Origin of the sequence: Salinivibrio sp. YCSC6 (assembly GCF_004916735.1) — a bacterium.
Classification (GTDB): Bacteria; Pseudomonadota; Gammaproteobacteria; order Enterobacterales; family Vibrionaceae; genus Salinivibrio; species Salinivibrio proteolyticus.
In genome coordinates, this window is the sequence record NZ_CP039516.1 from 2128575 (window position 1) to 2145198 (window position 16624).

The window sequence follows — 16624 nt, forward strand, 5'->3', positions numbered from 1 at the left end:
GTAGCGTGACCCTGTTTAAACCTGTGTTTCGCTTCCTGCTTGTTGCGGTGGTCGCTTTGACCACCGCCTCTTGCGGGTTTGCCTTACGTGACAGCTACAACTTACCGGACGAGGTCACGCAAGTGTCGTTAACCAGCGTCGACCCCTACGGTGAGCTCACACGCCAGCTTCGCAATCAACTCAATCAACATAAGGTTGAACTGGTTGCACCAGCCAATACAGTGACCAATATTCACCTGCTTGGCGAAAGCAATAGCGAACAAACTCTATCGCTTTACCAAAACAGCCGTGTCGCAGAGAAAGAGTTCCGCTACGTCGCTCGCTACCGGGTGACTGTGCCGCAAAAAGGCAGTTATACTTTTTCAACCACGCTAAGTCGTAACTTCCTCGATAACCCGCTGACTGCATTGGCTAAATCGGTCGAGCAAGACAAGCTGGTTGCGGAGATGCGGACCGAAGCAACACGCCAAATCATGCGTCAACTCTCTCAGCTTAAAGGTGATATTGCCGAGTTTGAGCGCCGTGAGGCTGAACAAGCAGCGTTGGAACAGCTTGAACAAGGTGAGCGTCCAACCAAGCCAGAAATCATTATTGAAACGCGTCAGACTGAGACTGATACCGCGCAATGATGAGAACCTATCCAGAACAATTGGCGCAGCAGCTCAAGCAGCCACTGCGCCAAACCTATCTTGTGTTTGGCTCTGATCCTCTGCTTAAACTCGAATCACGCGATGCAATTTGTCGCTCCGCTCGAGAGCAAGGGTTTGAAGAGCATCATCGCTTTATCATTGATGCTCAGCTCAATTGGCAGGAGGTGATTGATTGTTGCCAAGCGCTGAGTTTGTTTTCTTCACGCCAGATTATCGAAATCACCTGCCCAGAAAACGGCCTTAACACCACACAAGCCAAGCAATTGGCTGACATCGCGCAATGGCTTAATCCTGATATTTTATTGCTGGTGCAAGGCGAGCGTTTAAATAAAAAGCAAGAGTCTGCCAAGTGGTTCACCGCCTTGTCTCAGCACGGGCTCTATGTGGTGTGTAACACACCCGATGCCCGCCAGCTGCCGCGTTTTATCGAGCAGCGCTGTCAAGGGCTGGGGCTTAAACCGGATCAACCGGCATTGCAGCTATTAGCGCAATGGCATGAAGGCAACTTACTGGCGTTGGTGCAAAGCCTGCACATACTGCAGTTGCTCTATCCGGACGGCGCTTTAACGCTCCCTCGCATTAAAAGCGCCCTGTCGCGCCATCATCATTTTACGCCTTTCCAACTTACCGATGCGCTATTAGAAGGAAAAGCGCAGCGCGCGCAGCGTATTTTGGAGCAGCTCTATGCAGAAGGAAACGAGCCTACCTTATTGCTACGATTGATCCAAAAAGAGCTCAAGCAGCTTTATGTGATCCATGAGCAAGGCCAACAAGGGCGACCATTAAACAAAATATTCGACCAACTGCGGATCTGGCAAACACGCCGACCAATGATGATTGCCGCGCTGAATCGCTTAACGCGACCGCGTCTGACTCAGCTTTTGCGGCAACTGGCTCAGCTCGAAATCAGTCTAAAAACCGATTACAGCCGCGATCCTTGGCCTGAATTGCACTATTTTTGCGCACTCATGTGCCAAACGCCTGAACCTCAGCCGCGCTAATGTGTCCAAATGGCAAGTGAGTGATATACTCGCTTGCCAGTAATCCAAACGGTAACCATAGAGGTCTCTTTTGCAAGCTACCGAGTTACAACAGTTTGTGGCCGATAAGGTCGATGATATGAAAGCCAGTGACATTGTGACACTGGATGTCCGTGACAAATCTTCCATTACCGATTTTATGGTGCTGTGCACCGGTAACTCCCGTCGCCATGTTGCTTCAATTGCAGAGCATGTGCGTGACGAAGCCCAAGCTATCAATATCGGCGCGATGGGCATGGAAGGCCAAGACGACAGCGAGTGGGTCGTGGTCGATTTGGGCGATGTGATGGTGCATGTAATGCAAGAAGAACAGCGCCAGCTCTATCAACTGGAAAAGCTCTGGAACTAATTGATGAAGATTCAGTTGATTGCCGTCGGCAATAAAATGCCGAAATGGGTTGAGCAAGGCTTCGCCGAGTACCAGCGCCGTTTTCCCAAAGATATGCCGTTAGAGCTGATTGAGATCCCCGCGGGAAAACGGGGCAAAAACGCCGACATTGCCCGCATTCTGCAAAAAGAAGGCGAAGCTATGTTAGCCGCGGTCAACCGCGGCAGCCGTATCGTGACACTCGACATTCCCGGTAAACCATGGGATACCCCGCAATTGGCTGAACAGTTAGAGAAATGGAAGCTTGACGCTCGTGACGTGGCGATCTTAATTGGCGGGCCAGAGGGATTGGCACCAGAATGTAAGGCCGCTGCGGAACAAAGTTGGTCTTTATCGCCACTGACACTGCCCCATCCGCTGGTACGTATTGTCATGGCTGAGAGCCTATATCGTGCGTGGAGCTTAACGACTAACCATCCTTACCATCGAGAATAATCACGGATGAAGCGCCAACGAAGTCAAATTCGCGACCATAGCGCCGAAGCGGCGCTGTTTGTCCGCCGAGCGATTGTCTGCTTCGTCGGGATTATTGCCTTAGTCGGGATCTTGCTGACCAACCTCTACCACATTCAGGTGGTTGAGCACCAAGATTATCAAACGCGATCAAATGATAACCGCATTAAAGTGGTGCCTGTCGCGCCCAACCGCGGTCTTATCTATGATCGCAACGGCAAATTGCTCGCAGAAAACCGTCCGGTATATCATCTCGAAATCACCCCTGAGCAAGTCGATGATATGCCCGCCACCTTGGCGCGCTTACAGTCATTACTGTCGCTGTCTGACAGTGATATCGACAACTTCCAAAAAGAACGCAGACGTTCGCGTCGCTTTAACGCGGTGCCGCTAAAGACCCAGTTAACCGATAAAGAGGTCGCCATCTTTTCCGCCCACCAGCACCAGTTTTCTGGGGTGGAAATCAAGGCGTATCTAAAACGCCACTACCCTTACGGCGATGCGCTGACCCATGTGCTCGGTTACGTTGCAAAAATCAACGACCGTGATATTGCCAAACTGCGTCAAAAAGATGTGCTTAATAACTATCGCGCGACGCGTGACATCGGCAAACTCGGCATAGAAAAATATTACGAGCCCGTGTTGCATGGTAAAGCGGGCTATCAAGAAGTCGAGGTGAATAGCCGAGGCCGAATCATCCGCACCCTAAAATATGTGCCACCCGTGCCGGGTAAGGATTTGATCCTCAATCTCGATATTGATTTACAACTTTATATCCGTGGCATCCTAGGCGATCGCCGTGGTGCTGTAGTTGTGCTCGATCCGAAAACATCTGGCGTTTTAGCCATGGTATCGACCCCCAGCTATGACCCGAACCTTTTTGTTCACGGCATTTCCAGCACCCAATACAGTGCCCTGCTCAATGACAGAGACAGACCATTGGTAAACCGTGCGACATTAGGCATCTATCCGCCGGCGTCGACGGTGAAGCCCTTTATTGCCGTCGCGGCACTGGAAGAAGGGATTATTACCACCAAGACGACCCGTAACGATCCCGGTTATTGGCGGATCCCCAACTCTAATACTCGCCCTTTCCGCGACTGGCTTCCATGGGGGCATGGCCGCGTTAATATCGTTCAGTCGATTGAAGAGTCGGTAGACACCTTCTTTTATCAAATCGCCTATGACATGGGTATTGATAAAATCTCTTTGTGGATGGAGAAGTTCGGCTTCGGCCAATACACTGGCATAGATATCCAAGAAGAAAGCAGTGCCAATATGCCTAACCGAGAGTGGAAAATGAGCCGCCACCGCCAACCTTGGTACAAAGGAGACACCATTCCTGTCGGCATTGGTCAGGGCTATTGGACCGCAACCCCAATGCAAATGGCCAAGGCACTGACCGTGGTATTGAACCGCGGCGAAGTCAGAGCGCCTAAATTATTGATGCTATCGCGCGATGAACAAGGCATGCATAAACCAACGCCTGAACCTTACCCACCCATAAAAGGGGTGAGCGATAAGTATTGGGACGTCGCCCTTGAAGGGATGCGATTGGTTAATCACGGTCGTAAAGGCACCGCAAGACGCTCGTTCCGTACCGCAAAGTATGTCTCTGGCGGGAAATCCGGTACCGCGCAAGTGTTCGGTTTGGGCGAAGATGAAGAATACAACGCCGACGAGATTGCTGAGCACTTACGCGATCATGCGCTTTACATTGGCTTTGCCCCCTTTGAACATCCCAAGGTGGCAGTCTCTATGGTATTAGAAAACGCCGGAGGCGGGTCAAGCAACGGGGCGCCCATTGCCCGTCGTATTTTTGATCATATCTTGATTGAAAAAGACGCTGAAGAGAACAAAGAGGCAAAACAATGAGTTCCTTAGCCCAAGTAAGCAGTAAGCGCTCGTTATTCGATCGCTTACACCTCGACTTGCCCTTGCTCATTGGCATTCTATTACTGATGGGCTTTGGCCTTGTGGTTATGTACAGCGCCAGTGGCCAAAGTATGGCGATGATGGAGCGTCAAGCAGTTCGGATGCTGCTAGCCCTGTCGGTGATGTTTGCGCTGGCGCAAGTGCCCCCGCGTCATTATGAGTTTTGGTCACCGTATTTATATGTGATTGGCGTGGCCCTTCTGGCGGCGGTCTTATTGGTAGGGGAGACGGCAAAAGGAGCCCAGCGTTGGCTTGACCTTGGCGTGGTCACCTTTCAGCCTTCCGAGATAATCAAACTGGCGGTGCCGCTCATGCTGGCCCGTTTTATCGGCAAGGATCCGCTCCCGCCGAAGTTTACGACCTTGCTGATCGCGCTCTTTTTGTTGTTTATGCCTACCATTATGATCGCGAAGCAACCCGACTTAGGCACCTCTATTCTTATTGCCGCGTCAGGCGTCTTCGTACTCTTTCTCGCGGGGATCAGCTGGAAGCTGATTACCGCCGCTGTCGTTGCTATCGCAGGGTTTATTCCTGTGCTGTGGTTTTTCTTAATGCACGACTATCAGCGCACCCGCGTGCTCACGCTCTTTAATCCAGAGTCTGACCCATTGGGGGCGGGCTATCATATTATTCAGTCTAAAATTGCAATTGGTTCCGGCGGGCTGGCCGGAAAAGGCTGGTTACATGGCACACAATCGCAGCTCGAGTTTCTCCCTGAGCGCCATACCGACTTTATCTTTGCGGTCATTGCCGAAGAATGGGGATTAATTGGTGTTTGCGCCCTGCTCGCCTTGTACCTGTTTTTGATCGGTCGTGGGCTCATGTTGGCTAGCCGTGCCCAAACTGCATTCGGCCGTATGATGGCCGGTAGTATCGTACTCAGCTTTTTTGTTTATGTTTTTGTCAATATTGGTATGGTCAGCGGCATTTTGCCTGTGGTTGGGGTACCCTTACCTCTGATCAGCTATGGCGGTACCTCTATGGTGACCTTGATGGCTGGTTTTGGCATTCTCATGTCCATTCATACTCATCGAAAAATGCTATCTAGGGCTTAATAAACATGCGAGCGATTGTAATTCTTTTCGCCATGCTCCTGAGCGCGTGCAGTACGCAACAGGGCCGATATCAAATGGCTGACGACCAAGCACCCGAGCGCCTTCCTGAGCAGGTGCACACTGATGATGCCCAGCCAAGGTATGAGCCTTATAGCTTAGCTGGCAACAAAGACTACACCTTAAATGGTCAACGCTACGAAATACTCCGTGAGCCTCGCGGTTACCAAGAAGCGGGTATTGCCTCTTGGTACGGCCAAAAATTCCACGGCCATAAAACCTCTAATGGCGAAGTGTATGACATGTATTCCATGTCTGCGGCGCACAAAACCTTGCCTTTGCCGAGCTACGTCGAAGTCACCAATCAAAATAACGGTAAAAAAGCGATTGTACGCGTCAACGATCGCGGCCCTTTCCATAACGAGCGCCTGATTGATCTCAGCTATGCGGCTGCAAAAAAGCTTGGTGTTTTGCAAACAGGTACCGCACCAGTCGCACTTCGTTTAATCTCCCCAGAGAAACCCGCGCAAGATGAGTGGCATTCGGCCCGCCATCATGCGTACTATGTCCAGTTGCTTGCATTGTCCGATGGATTAAAAGCCAGCCAAAGTGCGGAACAATTAACGAAAGCACACGGTCTACCTACCCACATTGCTCGCCGCGACCAAGTGTATCGTGTGCGTTTTGGTCCGTTTTACGACCGTGGCCAAGCTCAGCAAGCGATGCAAGTCGCTAAACAGCATCAACTGCCGGGCGCTTTTATCGTCACCGAAGCACTTGTTAATGACGACACATCTGTCACAAGTGCTAAAACAAACAATCAGTGAGTTAAAGGAATCGAGCCTGTCTCTCTGTGCTCAATTTGGTATAGTGAGCTTACAGTATCGACATCGATAACCGACAAAAGTACTAAAAATGATGAAAAAATCCGTTTCCCGCATGCGTACATTGCTATCTGCTGCGCTTTTCGTATCAGTGACGGCCCAAGCCGCGCCCGCTGTTGTACCCGATGCTCCACAAATTGCCGCCAAGGGCTACGTGCTTATGGACTACCACTCCGGTGAAGTCCTTGCCGAAAATAATGCCTACAAACGCCTTAACCCGGCCAGCCTCACCAAGATGATGACCAGTTATGTGATTGGCCAAGAGGTTGAGCGCGGCAACATCTCCATGGATGATGACGTGGTGATCAGCGAAAATGCGTGGGCGAAAAACTTCCCAGGTTCATCCAAGATGTTCATCGAAGTCGGGACCACGGTGAAAGCAGCCGACCTTAACCGAGGCATTATCATTCAATCAGGCAACGATGCCTGTGTCGCGATGGCGGAACATGTCGCGGGCTCTGAAGATGCTTTTGTGGATCTGATGAACCGTTGGGGTGAAACACTGGGCATGGACAGCACGCATTTCTCGAATGTGCATGGCCTCGACTCTAAAGATCTTTACACTACCCCTTATGACATGGCGTTACTGGCGCAGGCGCTGATCCGTGATGTGCCAACGGAATACCGCATTTACAAAGAGAAAGCGTTTACCTACAACGGGATTACCCAATACAACCGCAATGGCCTATTGTGGGACAAGAGCCTTAACGTTGACGGTATCAAAACGGGCCACACCGATGGTGCCGGCTATAACCTGGTGAGCTCAGCCACTGAAGGCGAGATGCGTTTGATTGCTGTCGTGATGGGCACCAAAAGTGCTAACGCACGTAAAGCTGAAAGTAAAAAGCTATTGAACTATGGCTTCCGTTTCTTCGAAACCGTCGCCCCACACAAAGCAAATGAAACCTTTGTGACTGAAAAAGTGTGGATGGGGGATACCGATGAAGTGTCACTCGGGGTGACCGAAGATACCTACGTCACACTTCCTCGCGGCAAAGCACAAGATCTAAAAGCGAGCTTCGTGCTGGAAAAAACCCTTGAAGCACCGATCAGCAAAGGGGATGTAGTAGGCAAGCTGTTCTATCAAGTGGATGGAGAAGATGTTGCCGAATACCCTCTGGTTGCGTTGAACGACGTCGAAAAAGGTGGATTATTCAGCCGGTTAATTGATTACATTGTTATGATGTTTCAAAACTTACTGGGCTAAGCCGCTTACCATTTAGTCCCATTCCCGCCCACCAACTTGGTGGGCGGCTTGTTTTCTGTCCCAGAGCAGATTAGTATTTCGCGTTAATCGTGATCCATCGCACATAGGTATGCCGTTCTCGGCCTGCCCATTGGGAGTTAACATGCAAGAGCAACCAAAACTAAAAGACTTGCTGGAGTTTCCTTGTCAGTTTACTTACAAGGTTATGGGCCATGCTAAGCCTGAATTGCCGGACCTTGTTCTAGGTGTGATCCAGCAACATGCGCCAGGTGACTACAGCCCAAAGGTGAAACCGAGCGCAAAAGGTAACTATCACTCGGTATCGGTGACCATTACTGCCACCTCTATCGAGCAAGTAGAAACCTTGTATAAAGAACTTGGCGAGATCGAAATCGTTCGTATGGTTCTTTAATCAGAATACCCACACGGCTGGCGGCTTTTAATCACGCCGCCAACCTCTATAATACCCCCACAGATAACAATATGGGTAATCGGTTTGCAGCACCAACTAGTTGTTAGATATCTGGGCCGCCGACCTTATCCGCAAACCTGGCAGCAGATGCGTGACTTCACGGATAGCCGTGATGCACATACTTGTGACGAAGTCTGGTTGGTCGAACATGATCCCGTCTTCACCCAAGGTCAAGCGGGTAAACCGGAACACGTTTTGGTCCCTGGAGACATCCCCGTCGTACAATCAGATCGAGGGGGACAAGTGACCTATCACGGTCCCGGTCAGTTAGTCGTTTACTTTTTAATTGATTTAAAACGTAAAAAAGTCGGCGTTCGAGAACTGGTTAGCCATATTGAAAATCTCGTTGTCGCTACCCTCGCCCATTATGGCGTAACCGCCTACGCGCGTCCCGATGCGCCCGGTGTGTATGTGGATAGCGCAAAAATCTGTTCCCTTGGGCTCCGTATTCGTCGCGGGTGCTCATTCCATGGACTGGCACTCAACATCAATATGGATTTATCTCCATTTCAACGCATTAACCCCTGTGGGTATGCGGGGATGGCGATGACGCAACTGAGTGATCAGGTTGAAGGCGCAACCCTAACAGACGTCCAACCTGTGCTAGTAGACACTTTAACTCAACAACTGGGATATACTCAGGTTGAGGTTACAACGGAAAGCAGCGATTTATGAGCAAACCGATTCAGATGGAACGCGGCGTTAAGTACCGCGATGCCGAAAAGATGGCGCTTATCCCGGTCAAAAATATGCCGACCGAGCAAAAAGAAGTGCTGCGCAAGCCTGATTGGATGAAGATCAAGCTCCCTGCCGAAACCTCTCGCATCAAAGAAATTAAAGATGCGATGCGCAAAAACAACCTTCACTCTGTGTGTGAAGAGGCCTCCTGTCCAAACTTGGCAGAGTGCTTTAGCCACGGTACCGCCACTTTCATGATTTTGGGTGCGATTTGTACCCGTCGTTGCCCATTTTGCGACGTCGCCCATGGCCGTCCGGTTGCCCCTGATGCGGACGAACCCAAGCATCTGGCGCAAACTATTAAAGACATGAAGCTTCGTTATGTCGTGATCACCTCAGTTGACCGCGATGACCTTCGCGATGGCGGGGCACAGCATTTTGCCGACTGTACCCGTGAGATCCGTGCGCTCAACCCTGAGATCAAAATCGAAACCTTGGTACCTGACTTCCGAGGCCGAATGGATCGCGCCCTAGATATCCTGCGTGACAATCCACCGGATGTGTTTAACCATAACTTAGAAACAGCGCCTCGCTTGTATCGTAAAGCGCGCCCCGGTGCCAACTATCAGTGGTCACTGGATCTGCTGAAAAAGTTCAAAGATATGCACCCAGATGTTCCTACTAAGTCTGGACTCATGATGGGCTTGGGCGAAACCAAGGAAGAGATCATTGAGGTTCTGAAAGACCTACGCGCCCACGGTGTCACCATGCTGACGTTAGGTCAATACCTTGCGCCAAGCCGCCATCACCTTCCGGTTGAACGTTATGTGCCGCCCGAAGAGTTTGATGAGCTCAAAGCTATCGCGCTGGATCTTGGCTTTACCCATGCTGCATGTGGTCCCTTTGTCCGCTCTTCATACCATGCTGATTTGCAAGCCAAAGGTGTCGAGATTAAATAAGTCTCTATGCTGAGAATACAAAAAAGCCGCGCTCGCGCGGCTTTTTTTACGTTTTGCATATAACTTGCGTTTGTATGCTTAAGTTATTGACGCGTCAGGTAATCTGCTTTTCCGACCCACTTATACGTGGTCAGCTCTTCGAGTCCCATCGGGCCGCGCGCATGCAGCTTTTGCGTTGAAACAGCCACTTCCGCGCCTAAACCAAACTGGGCACCGTCAGTAAAACGGGTTGAAGCATTGACATAGACTGCAGCCGAGCCCGCACCATTGATAAAGGCTTCAGCAGCATCAATATCATTGGTCAGAATCGTGTCTGAATGGCTCGCATTGTGTTCGCGCATATGACCGAGCGCGTCGTGCACATCGTCAACCACAGCAACACCGAGCGTTGGACCCAACCATTCAGTATCAAAGTCTCCCTCAGCGGCTTCACGAAGCTGTGCGACACCGTCAAGGTAGGGCAAAGCACTATTCGCTGCGACAATCTTCAGTTTCTGTGCGTTAAGCGCTGGGATCAGGCGTATAAACAACTGTGCCGCGACTTGCTTGTGCACCAATAGCGTATCCAAAGCGTTACAAGCGGATGGACGGTCTGTCTTCGCATTAATGATCACATCCGGTGCGCGTTCAAGATCGGCACTTTGATCCACATATAAATGGCTGATCCCAAAACCACCAATAATCACCGGAATCGTGCTGTTTTGTTTACACATTTTATGCAAACTAGCACCGCCGCGCGGAATAATCATATCCACGTACTCGTCCATGGTCAGCAGCTCTGCGACCAATTCTCGGTCAGGCTTTTCGATGTATTGCACCGCTGATTGCGGTAGTTCAGCCTTGCTCAGTGCAGATTGAATCACAGTGACCAACACTTGGTTGGTCGCAAAGGTTTCTTTACCACCACGTAAAATACTGGCATTGCCCGTTTTTAGACACAGTGCGGCAATATCGATGGTGACGTTAGGGCGCGCTTCATAAATCACACCGACAACCCCCAGAGGCTCACGGCGCTTCGATAACGAAAGGCCATTTTCGAGCACTTTATGGTCAAATTCTTGCCCAACCGGATCGGGCAACGACACCACATTACGCACATCTGCAGCAATCGCCGATAAACGTGCTGGCGTGAGTGCTAAGCGGTCGATCAACGATTCGCTCATACCCGCCGCGCGTGCGGCTTCTAAGTCCGTTTGGTTAGCCGCTAAAATACTCGCTTGTTGCGCCTCTAATTCGTCCGCAATGAAGATCAGCGCGCGATTTTTTTTCGTGGTGGAAGTTGTCGCGAGTTGGTAAGCCGCCTCTTTGGCCGCTTTCCCCATCATTTGTAAACTCATGTTGTGTGCATCTCTTTTATTGATCGCCAATAACGACAAGGTCGTCTCGGTGTATGGCTACCGGTCCATACTCATAGCCTAAAATATCTGCGATTTGTTGGCTATGTGCACCTGCAATACGGCGAAGATCGGCCGCGGAATAACGGCAAATACCGCGCGCAAGGCATTGCCCCTCTACAGAGTAAATACGTGCGACTTCGCCACGCGCAAAGTCACCTTTGACGCGTACGATGCCTTTACTTAGCAAGCTGCTACCTTTTTGCGTCACTGCCGTCACCGCACCGGTATCAATGGTAATATCTCCCGCAGGAGGTGGTCCGGCTAATATCCAGCGTTTACGGCTCTCTAATGGGCTTTCTAACGGCAAGAATCGAGTGCCTGCGCTGTTACCGGCGACCACGTTTTGGATCACTTCAGGCTTGCTGCCAGCGGCAATCGTGACTTCTATGCCCGCACGTCGCCCAATATCTGCAGCCTGCAGTTTCGTAGCCATGCCACCGGTGCCAAGACCTGTAACACTGCCTCCCGCTAATTTGCGTAAGGTTTCATCAATCGTATGGACTTCCCGAATAAGCTCGGCATCGGGTTGCGTTCTCGGATCCGCCGTAAAGAGTCCGGGTTGGTCAGTAAGCAGCAATAATTTATCTGCGTTGGCTAAAATTGCCACCAGCGCTGAGAGGTTGTCGTTATCACCGACTTTGATCTCAGATGTCGCCACCGCATCATTTTCATTCACAATGGGAATGATGCCGTTGTCGAGTAAAGCATGGAGCATGTCTCGCGCATTGAGAAAACGCTCGCGGTGATCCAAATCAGCGCGGGTCAGCAGCATCTGTCCGACTTGAAAGCCATAAAGACTGAAAAGATGCTCCCAGGTTTGAATTAAACGGCACTGCCCGACGGCTGCGAGCATCTGCTTATTGGCGACCGTGTCAGCCAATACCGGATAATCAAGGTGCTCTCGTCCAGCAGCAATCGCTCCCGAAGAGACAATGATCACTTGATGGCCTTGTTGGCGCAGGCGCGCGCACTGACGAACCAACTCAACCATGTGGGCTTGGTCAAGGTGTTGCGAACCGCCAGTCAGCACACTGGTGCCTAATTTTACAACGATGGTTTGAGAAGAGACGGTGGCTGCAATGTCACCGTCTCGAAGCGCGTCTTGAACTGTCATGATTGCCTGATTGACTAAAAGATAGATGTCTCTTTTATCAATCCCATGCCCATTTAACAAGGACTGAAATCAGGCAAATCACGTTTTAGTTAGAAAGGGCGAGTTCAGGCTCGGTCAGTTTTTGACTTGGGGAAAGGGAGAGCGATAGTTCATCGACCACCAATTGGCATAATTTGGTGTAGAAACTATCAAGGGTTTTCTCAACCTCAGCGCGCTGTTTGGCAGGGACAGCTTTTGCTAACCATTCCCCGTGCTCGTCATAGAGGCCATAACCGTAGTGATAACGGAACCCATCGTCTTCTGGGGTAAGCACTAGCCACCAGCCCCAGAATTCGCGCGCGTCGGGCTCCTTTTTCGCATCGACGCAGACAGACAAGCTATCAAAAAAATAGCTTTGTTCATCAGATTGCCCATCACGAAAATAAGGGCCCAGCGCAGTAAAACGTGTTTTTAACCGTCCATGAGAAAGCGGGAGCGTTTGGGTCATGGTGTCCTCCAGTGGCACTCTATCTACCTAAGTTCAAGGTATATCATGACGTTATCAATCAGGTGAACGCCAATCCCCCGCTTTCCGCACTCGATCACACCTTCGCCACCTTAGTTACAAAATATTGGCAAACCAAGAGACGGTCTCACACAACGCACGATGATAGCCGTCATGCAAAGGCGTATTCGGCAATGTCACCGCTTTACCACCACGACTATAGGTCGCAATCAGTTTATTGTCGGATTCTGGACAAACCGGATCATCTTTTAAGCTCAAGGCTAAAATGGGCACATCGGTGCGCCGTCCGGTGAGTAAGCCTTGGTTTTTGAGTGACCACGCCTGCAAGCGTGTCCGAAGCGTGTCGATAGGAATATGGCGACCGAGCCGCGACCCTAGTGTATCGAGGTACATGGGCGGCATTTTCTTCATCATTTGTGCATTGGTTAATAGCGAATGCACGATGCCTCCCAGCGCCGCACTCGCTTTGACTCTATGTGGTTCAAGAAAGGCTAACCGAACCGCTGGATTGGCGCCAAACCGGATCCCCATGGTGCCCACGCGGTGGTGATCCACCCAAGGTACCTCCGCCAGTTTATCTAACATGGCACGATGTAAGCGGCTGGTATCTTCATTGAGATGCCAATGACTGCTGTGCCCCACTGAGGGCATATCTAAGGTCAATACTGCGATATCTGCGGGAGCAAAGTAATCGACGAATACCCGCCATAAATCGGTTTGCAAACTGTCTAAGCTGCCACTGAGAATAACCACCGGCAGAGTCGCATCGGTTCTTGGCAGATACAGGTAACCTTTTAGCGATTTGCCATCGAGCGTTGTTTCTACGGTTTTAACCGTGAAGGGAAGCTTATCCATGGCATGCTCAAAGGCTTTGTAGGCCAGCGTTTCCGATTGCAAAGCGAGCGTATCGCCTTTGAGGTGAGGATACGCCGCGATACCGAAATAGGTACAGGCTTGCAGCCATTGCTGACTCGCTGCTTGATGCTCTCCTTTGTCTACCAGCGCTTGGGCGCGCTTTTGGTGCTGCATGCCCACTGCTGTCCACTCGTAGTTCCAATTTCCCGAGCGGTAGCCTTCTACCGTATCCAGCAGACTGTCAACGGAGCGTGAATTATCCGAATGAGCAATACGGGCAAAAATGGCTTCCATCTCTACCGGATCCACTCCTTGCCACGTCCATTGTCCACGACGCCGCATTCGATACCAGCTGCGCTCACTATCTCCATCAAACGCCGAATAACTCGCTTGATCGATTTGCTGGATAGCGCCAAACAATGTCGACGTTTCTTTGGCATGTCTGTGTTTGGCAAACAGCTTGACCGACAAATTTTGAGATTCGCTTTCCGACACGTTCACTCCCGAGCGTTCAGTTTATGACGCTCCTAGTGTAAACCATACTCACAGCAAGGCCATGATTTTCAGTCAATCGCGTCCCTAGAAACGAAAAAACGCCGCAACTGTGTGCGACGTTTTGTTGACAGCAGATTATCAATAACCTTGCTGGCTATTATTTGGCAATCGGATCCACATAGCTCACCGCCATATCCCACGGCTGCTCAATCCATGTGTCTTGCGCAATATCGACGATATAATCGTCAACAAGATGCTTACCCGCCGGTTTGGCGCTTACAGTCACAAAGCGTGCTTTAGGATAGAGTTGGCGCACCATTTCTGCGGTTCCGCCTGTATCAACCAAGTCGTCCACCACAATAAAGCCTTCACCATCCCCCGGTGCTTGTTTCACGACACGCATATCGCGCTGATGATCATGATCGTAGCTCGAGATACACACCGTATCGACATAGCGAATGCCTAGCTCACGGGCCAGAATGGCGGCAGGCACCAAGCCACCGCGACTCACAGCAATAATTCCCTGCCACTGGTCAGCGGGTAGCAGCCTCTCCGCCAATTGGCGTGTGTACATCTGCATGTTGTCCCAGGTGATGATGAACTTGTTACTCATGATGAAAACCTCGTGGCGTTTCTCGCCTTGTTATAACGTCAATGTGGGCGGCTGTTTTACACCAAGAAAACGAACTTGAGTAAGAACAATCCAGCCAAGATCCAGATACTGACAGGGACCTCACGCCCTTTGCCCGCAAAGGTTTTTACGGCACAAAACGCAATAAAGCCAAGGCCAATCCCGCTCGCAATCGAGTAAGTGAGCGGCATCAGCAAGCACACCACGACCACCGGTGCGGCTTCGGTCAAATCTCGCCAGTTAATCCCTACAAGACCTGACATCATCAAAATCGCAACATAAAAGAGAGCGCCAGCTGTTGCATACGCTGGGACCATACCTGCTAGCGGCGCAAAAAATAGCGCAAGCAAGAATAAGATCCCCACAACGACAGCAGTGAGTCCTGTACGGCCACCCGCTGCTACCCCTGACACACTTTCAATATATGAGGTTGTATTCGACGTGCCTAAAAGCGCCCCGACCGATGTCGCGGTACTGTCTGCCAGTAATGCACGATTTAAACGCGGCAGTTTACCATCTTTGTCCAAAAGTTCCGCGCGCTGTGCCACACCCACTAAGGTTCCTGCAGTATCAAAGAGGTCAACAAACAAAAATGCAAACACAATAGACACCAGACCAACTTCAAGGGCTCCGGCAAAATCAAGCTGCATAAAGGTCGGCGCGAGGCTTGGCGGCGCAGACATCACGCCATGGTAAGGGACATCCCCCGCGACAATACCAATCACGGTGACCACTAAAATCGCAATCATGACCGCCCCTTTTAGGCCACGATGCACCAAACCGATAGTAAGGAAAAAGCCAAGTGCTGCCATCGCCGGGGCAAATGCCGTCACATCACCCAGTGCGACAAGGGTTGCCGGGTGATCCACAACGATCCCCGCGTTTTGCAGTGCGATGAGCGCTAAAAACAAACCGATACCCGCCGAGATACCGGTGCGCAGTGACATAGGAATCGAGTTGATAATCCACTCACGAATTTTCAACACACTGAGTAGAATAAAACACAAGCCCGAAATAAACACCGCAGCCAGCGCAACCTGCCACGAGTGACCCATTTGCAGCACCACTGTGTAGGTGAAGAAAGCGTTAAGGCCCATACCTGGCGCTTGAGCGACCGGATAGTTGGCGACAATTCCCATCACAAAACAGCCGACGGCAGCAGCCAAACAGGTGGCAACAAATACGGCGCCCTTGTCCATTCCTGCTTCAGCCAAAATAGATGGGTTCACGAAAATGATGTAGGCCATGGTGAGGAAGGTAGTCACACCGGCAATAACTTCGGTGCGAAGATCCGTGCCATGATCGCTGAGTTTAAATAAACGCTCTAACATCGTTGGTATCCCGAATAAAAGGTGGCGCATCATAAGATGCAAAAGGAAAACGTTTGCGTGTCAAAAATTGGCGCAAATCTTACCGATCGATGAAGGAAATTTCCAGCACGAAACCGCATGAATTGATCGGAATGTCATGGCTCTCGTGATGGTTGCCAACAAGATTGTCTATCATGACTGGCTTATCAGGCACCTGACATACAACCCATAAAAAAAACGCCACAACATTGTGTGGCGCCAGAACTAAAGCGTTTGCTTCTGGATCAGAAATGTCTCTGTAAGAGCGGGGGAATCGTAAAACTTACTTGCGGTACCCGAACGGCGCCGGATACGTAAATCCTTTGGTATACACTGACTGTTGGTTCCAGTAGTAGTTAGATACCATACCTTCCATCGTTTTTACCTCTCTCAAGTTTAAACCTAATGTTGTTCACATTTTGTCTCGGTTCCTTGGAGGCGAATACTCGGGTTCACTCCATGAACAATCGATAACCTGTGTTATCAGTGTCTAGATAATAACCCACACGTAATTATATTACAAGCAATAGAGTGACTAGAGTCACAAAAAGTTCATATTT

The 16624-nt window shown here is 50.5% G+C and carries 17 protein-coding genes; 11 read left to right on the forward strand and 6 right to left on the reverse strand.

Annotated features, from left to right (window positions below; genetic code table 11):
* Window positions 1-5: 5 nt before the first annotated feature.
* The 11 genes from lptE to lipA all read left to right on the forward strand — a co-directional run bounded on the left by lptE (window position 6) and on the right by lipA (window position 9718).
* Window positions 6-629 (forward strand): LPS assembly lipoprotein LptE, encoded by a 624-nt coding sequence (lptE, locus tag E8E00_RS09790; protein WP_069587420.1) that lies wholly within the window; start codon window positions 6-8, stop codon window positions 627-629.
* A complete protein-coding gene (gene holA, locus E8E00_RS09795; RefSeq protein ID WP_096631621.1) occupies window positions 629-1651 on the forward strand; it encodes a DNA polymerase III subunit delta in 1023 nt (340 codons plus the stop codon). Before lptE ends, holA begins: the two co-directional genes overlap by 1 nt.
* A gap of 70 nt (window positions 1652-1721) precedes the next feature.
* Window positions 1722-2039, forward strand: coding sequence for a ribosome silencing factor (gene rsfS, locus E8E00_RS09800; protein ID WP_069587421.1), 318 nt, complete (start codon window positions 1722-1724; stop codon window positions 2037-2039).
* Window positions 2040-2042: 3 nt separating this feature from the next.
* The gene (gene rlmH / locus E8E00_RS09805) at window positions 2043-2513 is read left to right on the forward strand and encodes a 23S rRNA (pseudouridine(1915)-N(3))-methyltransferase RlmH (protein WP_069587422.1); all 471 of its coding nucleotides are present in this window, start codon (window positions 2043-2045) and stop codon (window positions 2511-2513) included.
* Between the two features lie 6 nt (window positions 2514-2519).
* Entirely contained in the window at window positions 2520-4406 is a 1887-nt protein-coding gene (gene mrdA, locus E8E00_RS09810) for a penicillin-binding protein 2 (RefSeq protein ID WP_096631140.1), read from the forward strand.
* Window positions 4403-5521: a rod shape-determining protein RodA gene (gene rodA / locus E8E00_RS09815; RefSeq protein ID WP_077455581.1), complete on the forward strand. Its 1119-nt coding sequence runs from the start codon at window positions 4403-4405 to the stop codon at window positions 5519-5521. Before mrdA ends, rodA begins: the two co-directional genes overlap by 4 nt.
* A 5-nt stretch (window positions 5522-5526) precedes the next feature.
* A complete protein-coding gene (locus E8E00_RS09820; protein ID WP_096631137.1) occupies window positions 5527-6345 on the forward strand; it encodes a septal ring lytic transglycosylase RlpA family protein in 819 nt (272 codons plus the stop codon).
* Window positions 6346-6457: 112 nt separating this feature from the next.
* A complete protein-coding gene (locus tag E8E00_RS09825; RefSeq protein ID WP_371414237.1) occupies window positions 6458-7609 on the forward strand; it encodes a serine hydrolase in 1152 nt (383 codons plus the stop codon).
* A gap of 142 nt (window positions 7610-7751) precedes the next feature.
* Window positions 7752-8021: a DUF493 family protein YbeD gene (ybeD, locus tag E8E00_RS09830; RefSeq protein WP_069587426.1), complete on the forward strand. Its 270-nt coding sequence runs from the start codon at window positions 7752-7754 to the stop codon at window positions 8019-8021.
* Between the two features lie 84 nt (window positions 8022-8105).
* On the forward strand, window positions 8106-8756 hold the full coding sequence (gene lipB, locus E8E00_RS09835; protein ID WP_069587427.1) for a lipoyl(octanoyl) transferase LipB: 651 nt from the start codon (window positions 8106-8108) through the stop codon (window positions 8754-8756).
* Window positions 8753-9718: a lipoyl synthase gene (gene lipA / locus E8E00_RS09840; protein ID WP_069587428.1), complete on the forward strand. Its 966-nt coding sequence runs from the start codon at window positions 8753-8755 to the stop codon at window positions 9716-9718. The genes lipB and lipA overlap by 4 nt, the downstream gene beginning before the upstream one ends.
* A gap of 83 nt (window positions 9719-9801) precedes the next feature.
* On the opposite strand, the gene E8E00_RS09845 is transcribed toward lipA, so the two are convergent.
* The 6 genes from E8E00_RS09845 to E8E00_RS09870 all read right to left on the reverse strand — a co-directional run bounded on the left by E8E00_RS09845 (window position 9802) and on the right by E8E00_RS09870 (window position 16046).
* Window positions 9802-11055 carry a glutamate-5-semialdehyde dehydrogenase gene (locus E8E00_RS09845; protein WP_096631135.1) on the reverse strand — a complete coding sequence of 418 codons (1254 nt, stop codon included), beginning with the start codon at window positions 11053-11055 and terminating at the stop codon, window positions 9802-9804.
* 16 nt (window positions 11056-11071) lie between these two features.
* Window positions 11072-12229 carry a glutamate 5-kinase gene (proB, locus tag E8E00_RS09850; RefSeq protein WP_096631132.1) on the reverse strand — a complete coding sequence of 386 codons (1158 nt, stop codon included), beginning with the start codon at window positions 12227-12229 and terminating at the stop codon, window positions 11072-11074.
* A gap of 85 nt (window positions 12230-12314) precedes the next feature.
* Window positions 12315-12716 (reverse strand): sigma factor-binding protein Crl, encoded by a 402-nt coding sequence (crl, locus tag E8E00_RS09855; protein ID WP_069587431.1) that lies wholly within the window; start codon window positions 12714-12716, stop codon window positions 12315-12317.
* 114 nt (window positions 12717-12830) lie between these two features.
* Complete coding sequence (gene frsA, locus E8E00_RS09860) at window positions 12831-14084, reverse strand: esterase FrsA (protein ID WP_096631616.1); 1254 nt, start codon at window positions 14082-14084, stop codon at window positions 12831-12833.
* 157 nt (window positions 14085-14241) lie between these two features.
* On the reverse strand, window positions 14242-14697 hold the full coding sequence (gene gpt, locus E8E00_RS09865; RefSeq protein ID WP_069587432.1) for a xanthine phosphoribosyltransferase: 456 nt from the start codon (window positions 14695-14697) through the stop codon (window positions 14242-14244).
* 56 nt (window positions 14698-14753) lie between these two features.
* Window positions 14754-16046: an NCS2 family permease gene (locus E8E00_RS09870; protein WP_069587433.1), complete on the reverse strand. Its 1293-nt coding sequence runs from the start codon at window positions 16044-16046 to the stop codon at window positions 14754-14756.
* Between the last annotated feature and the right edge of the window lie 578 nt (window positions 16047-16624).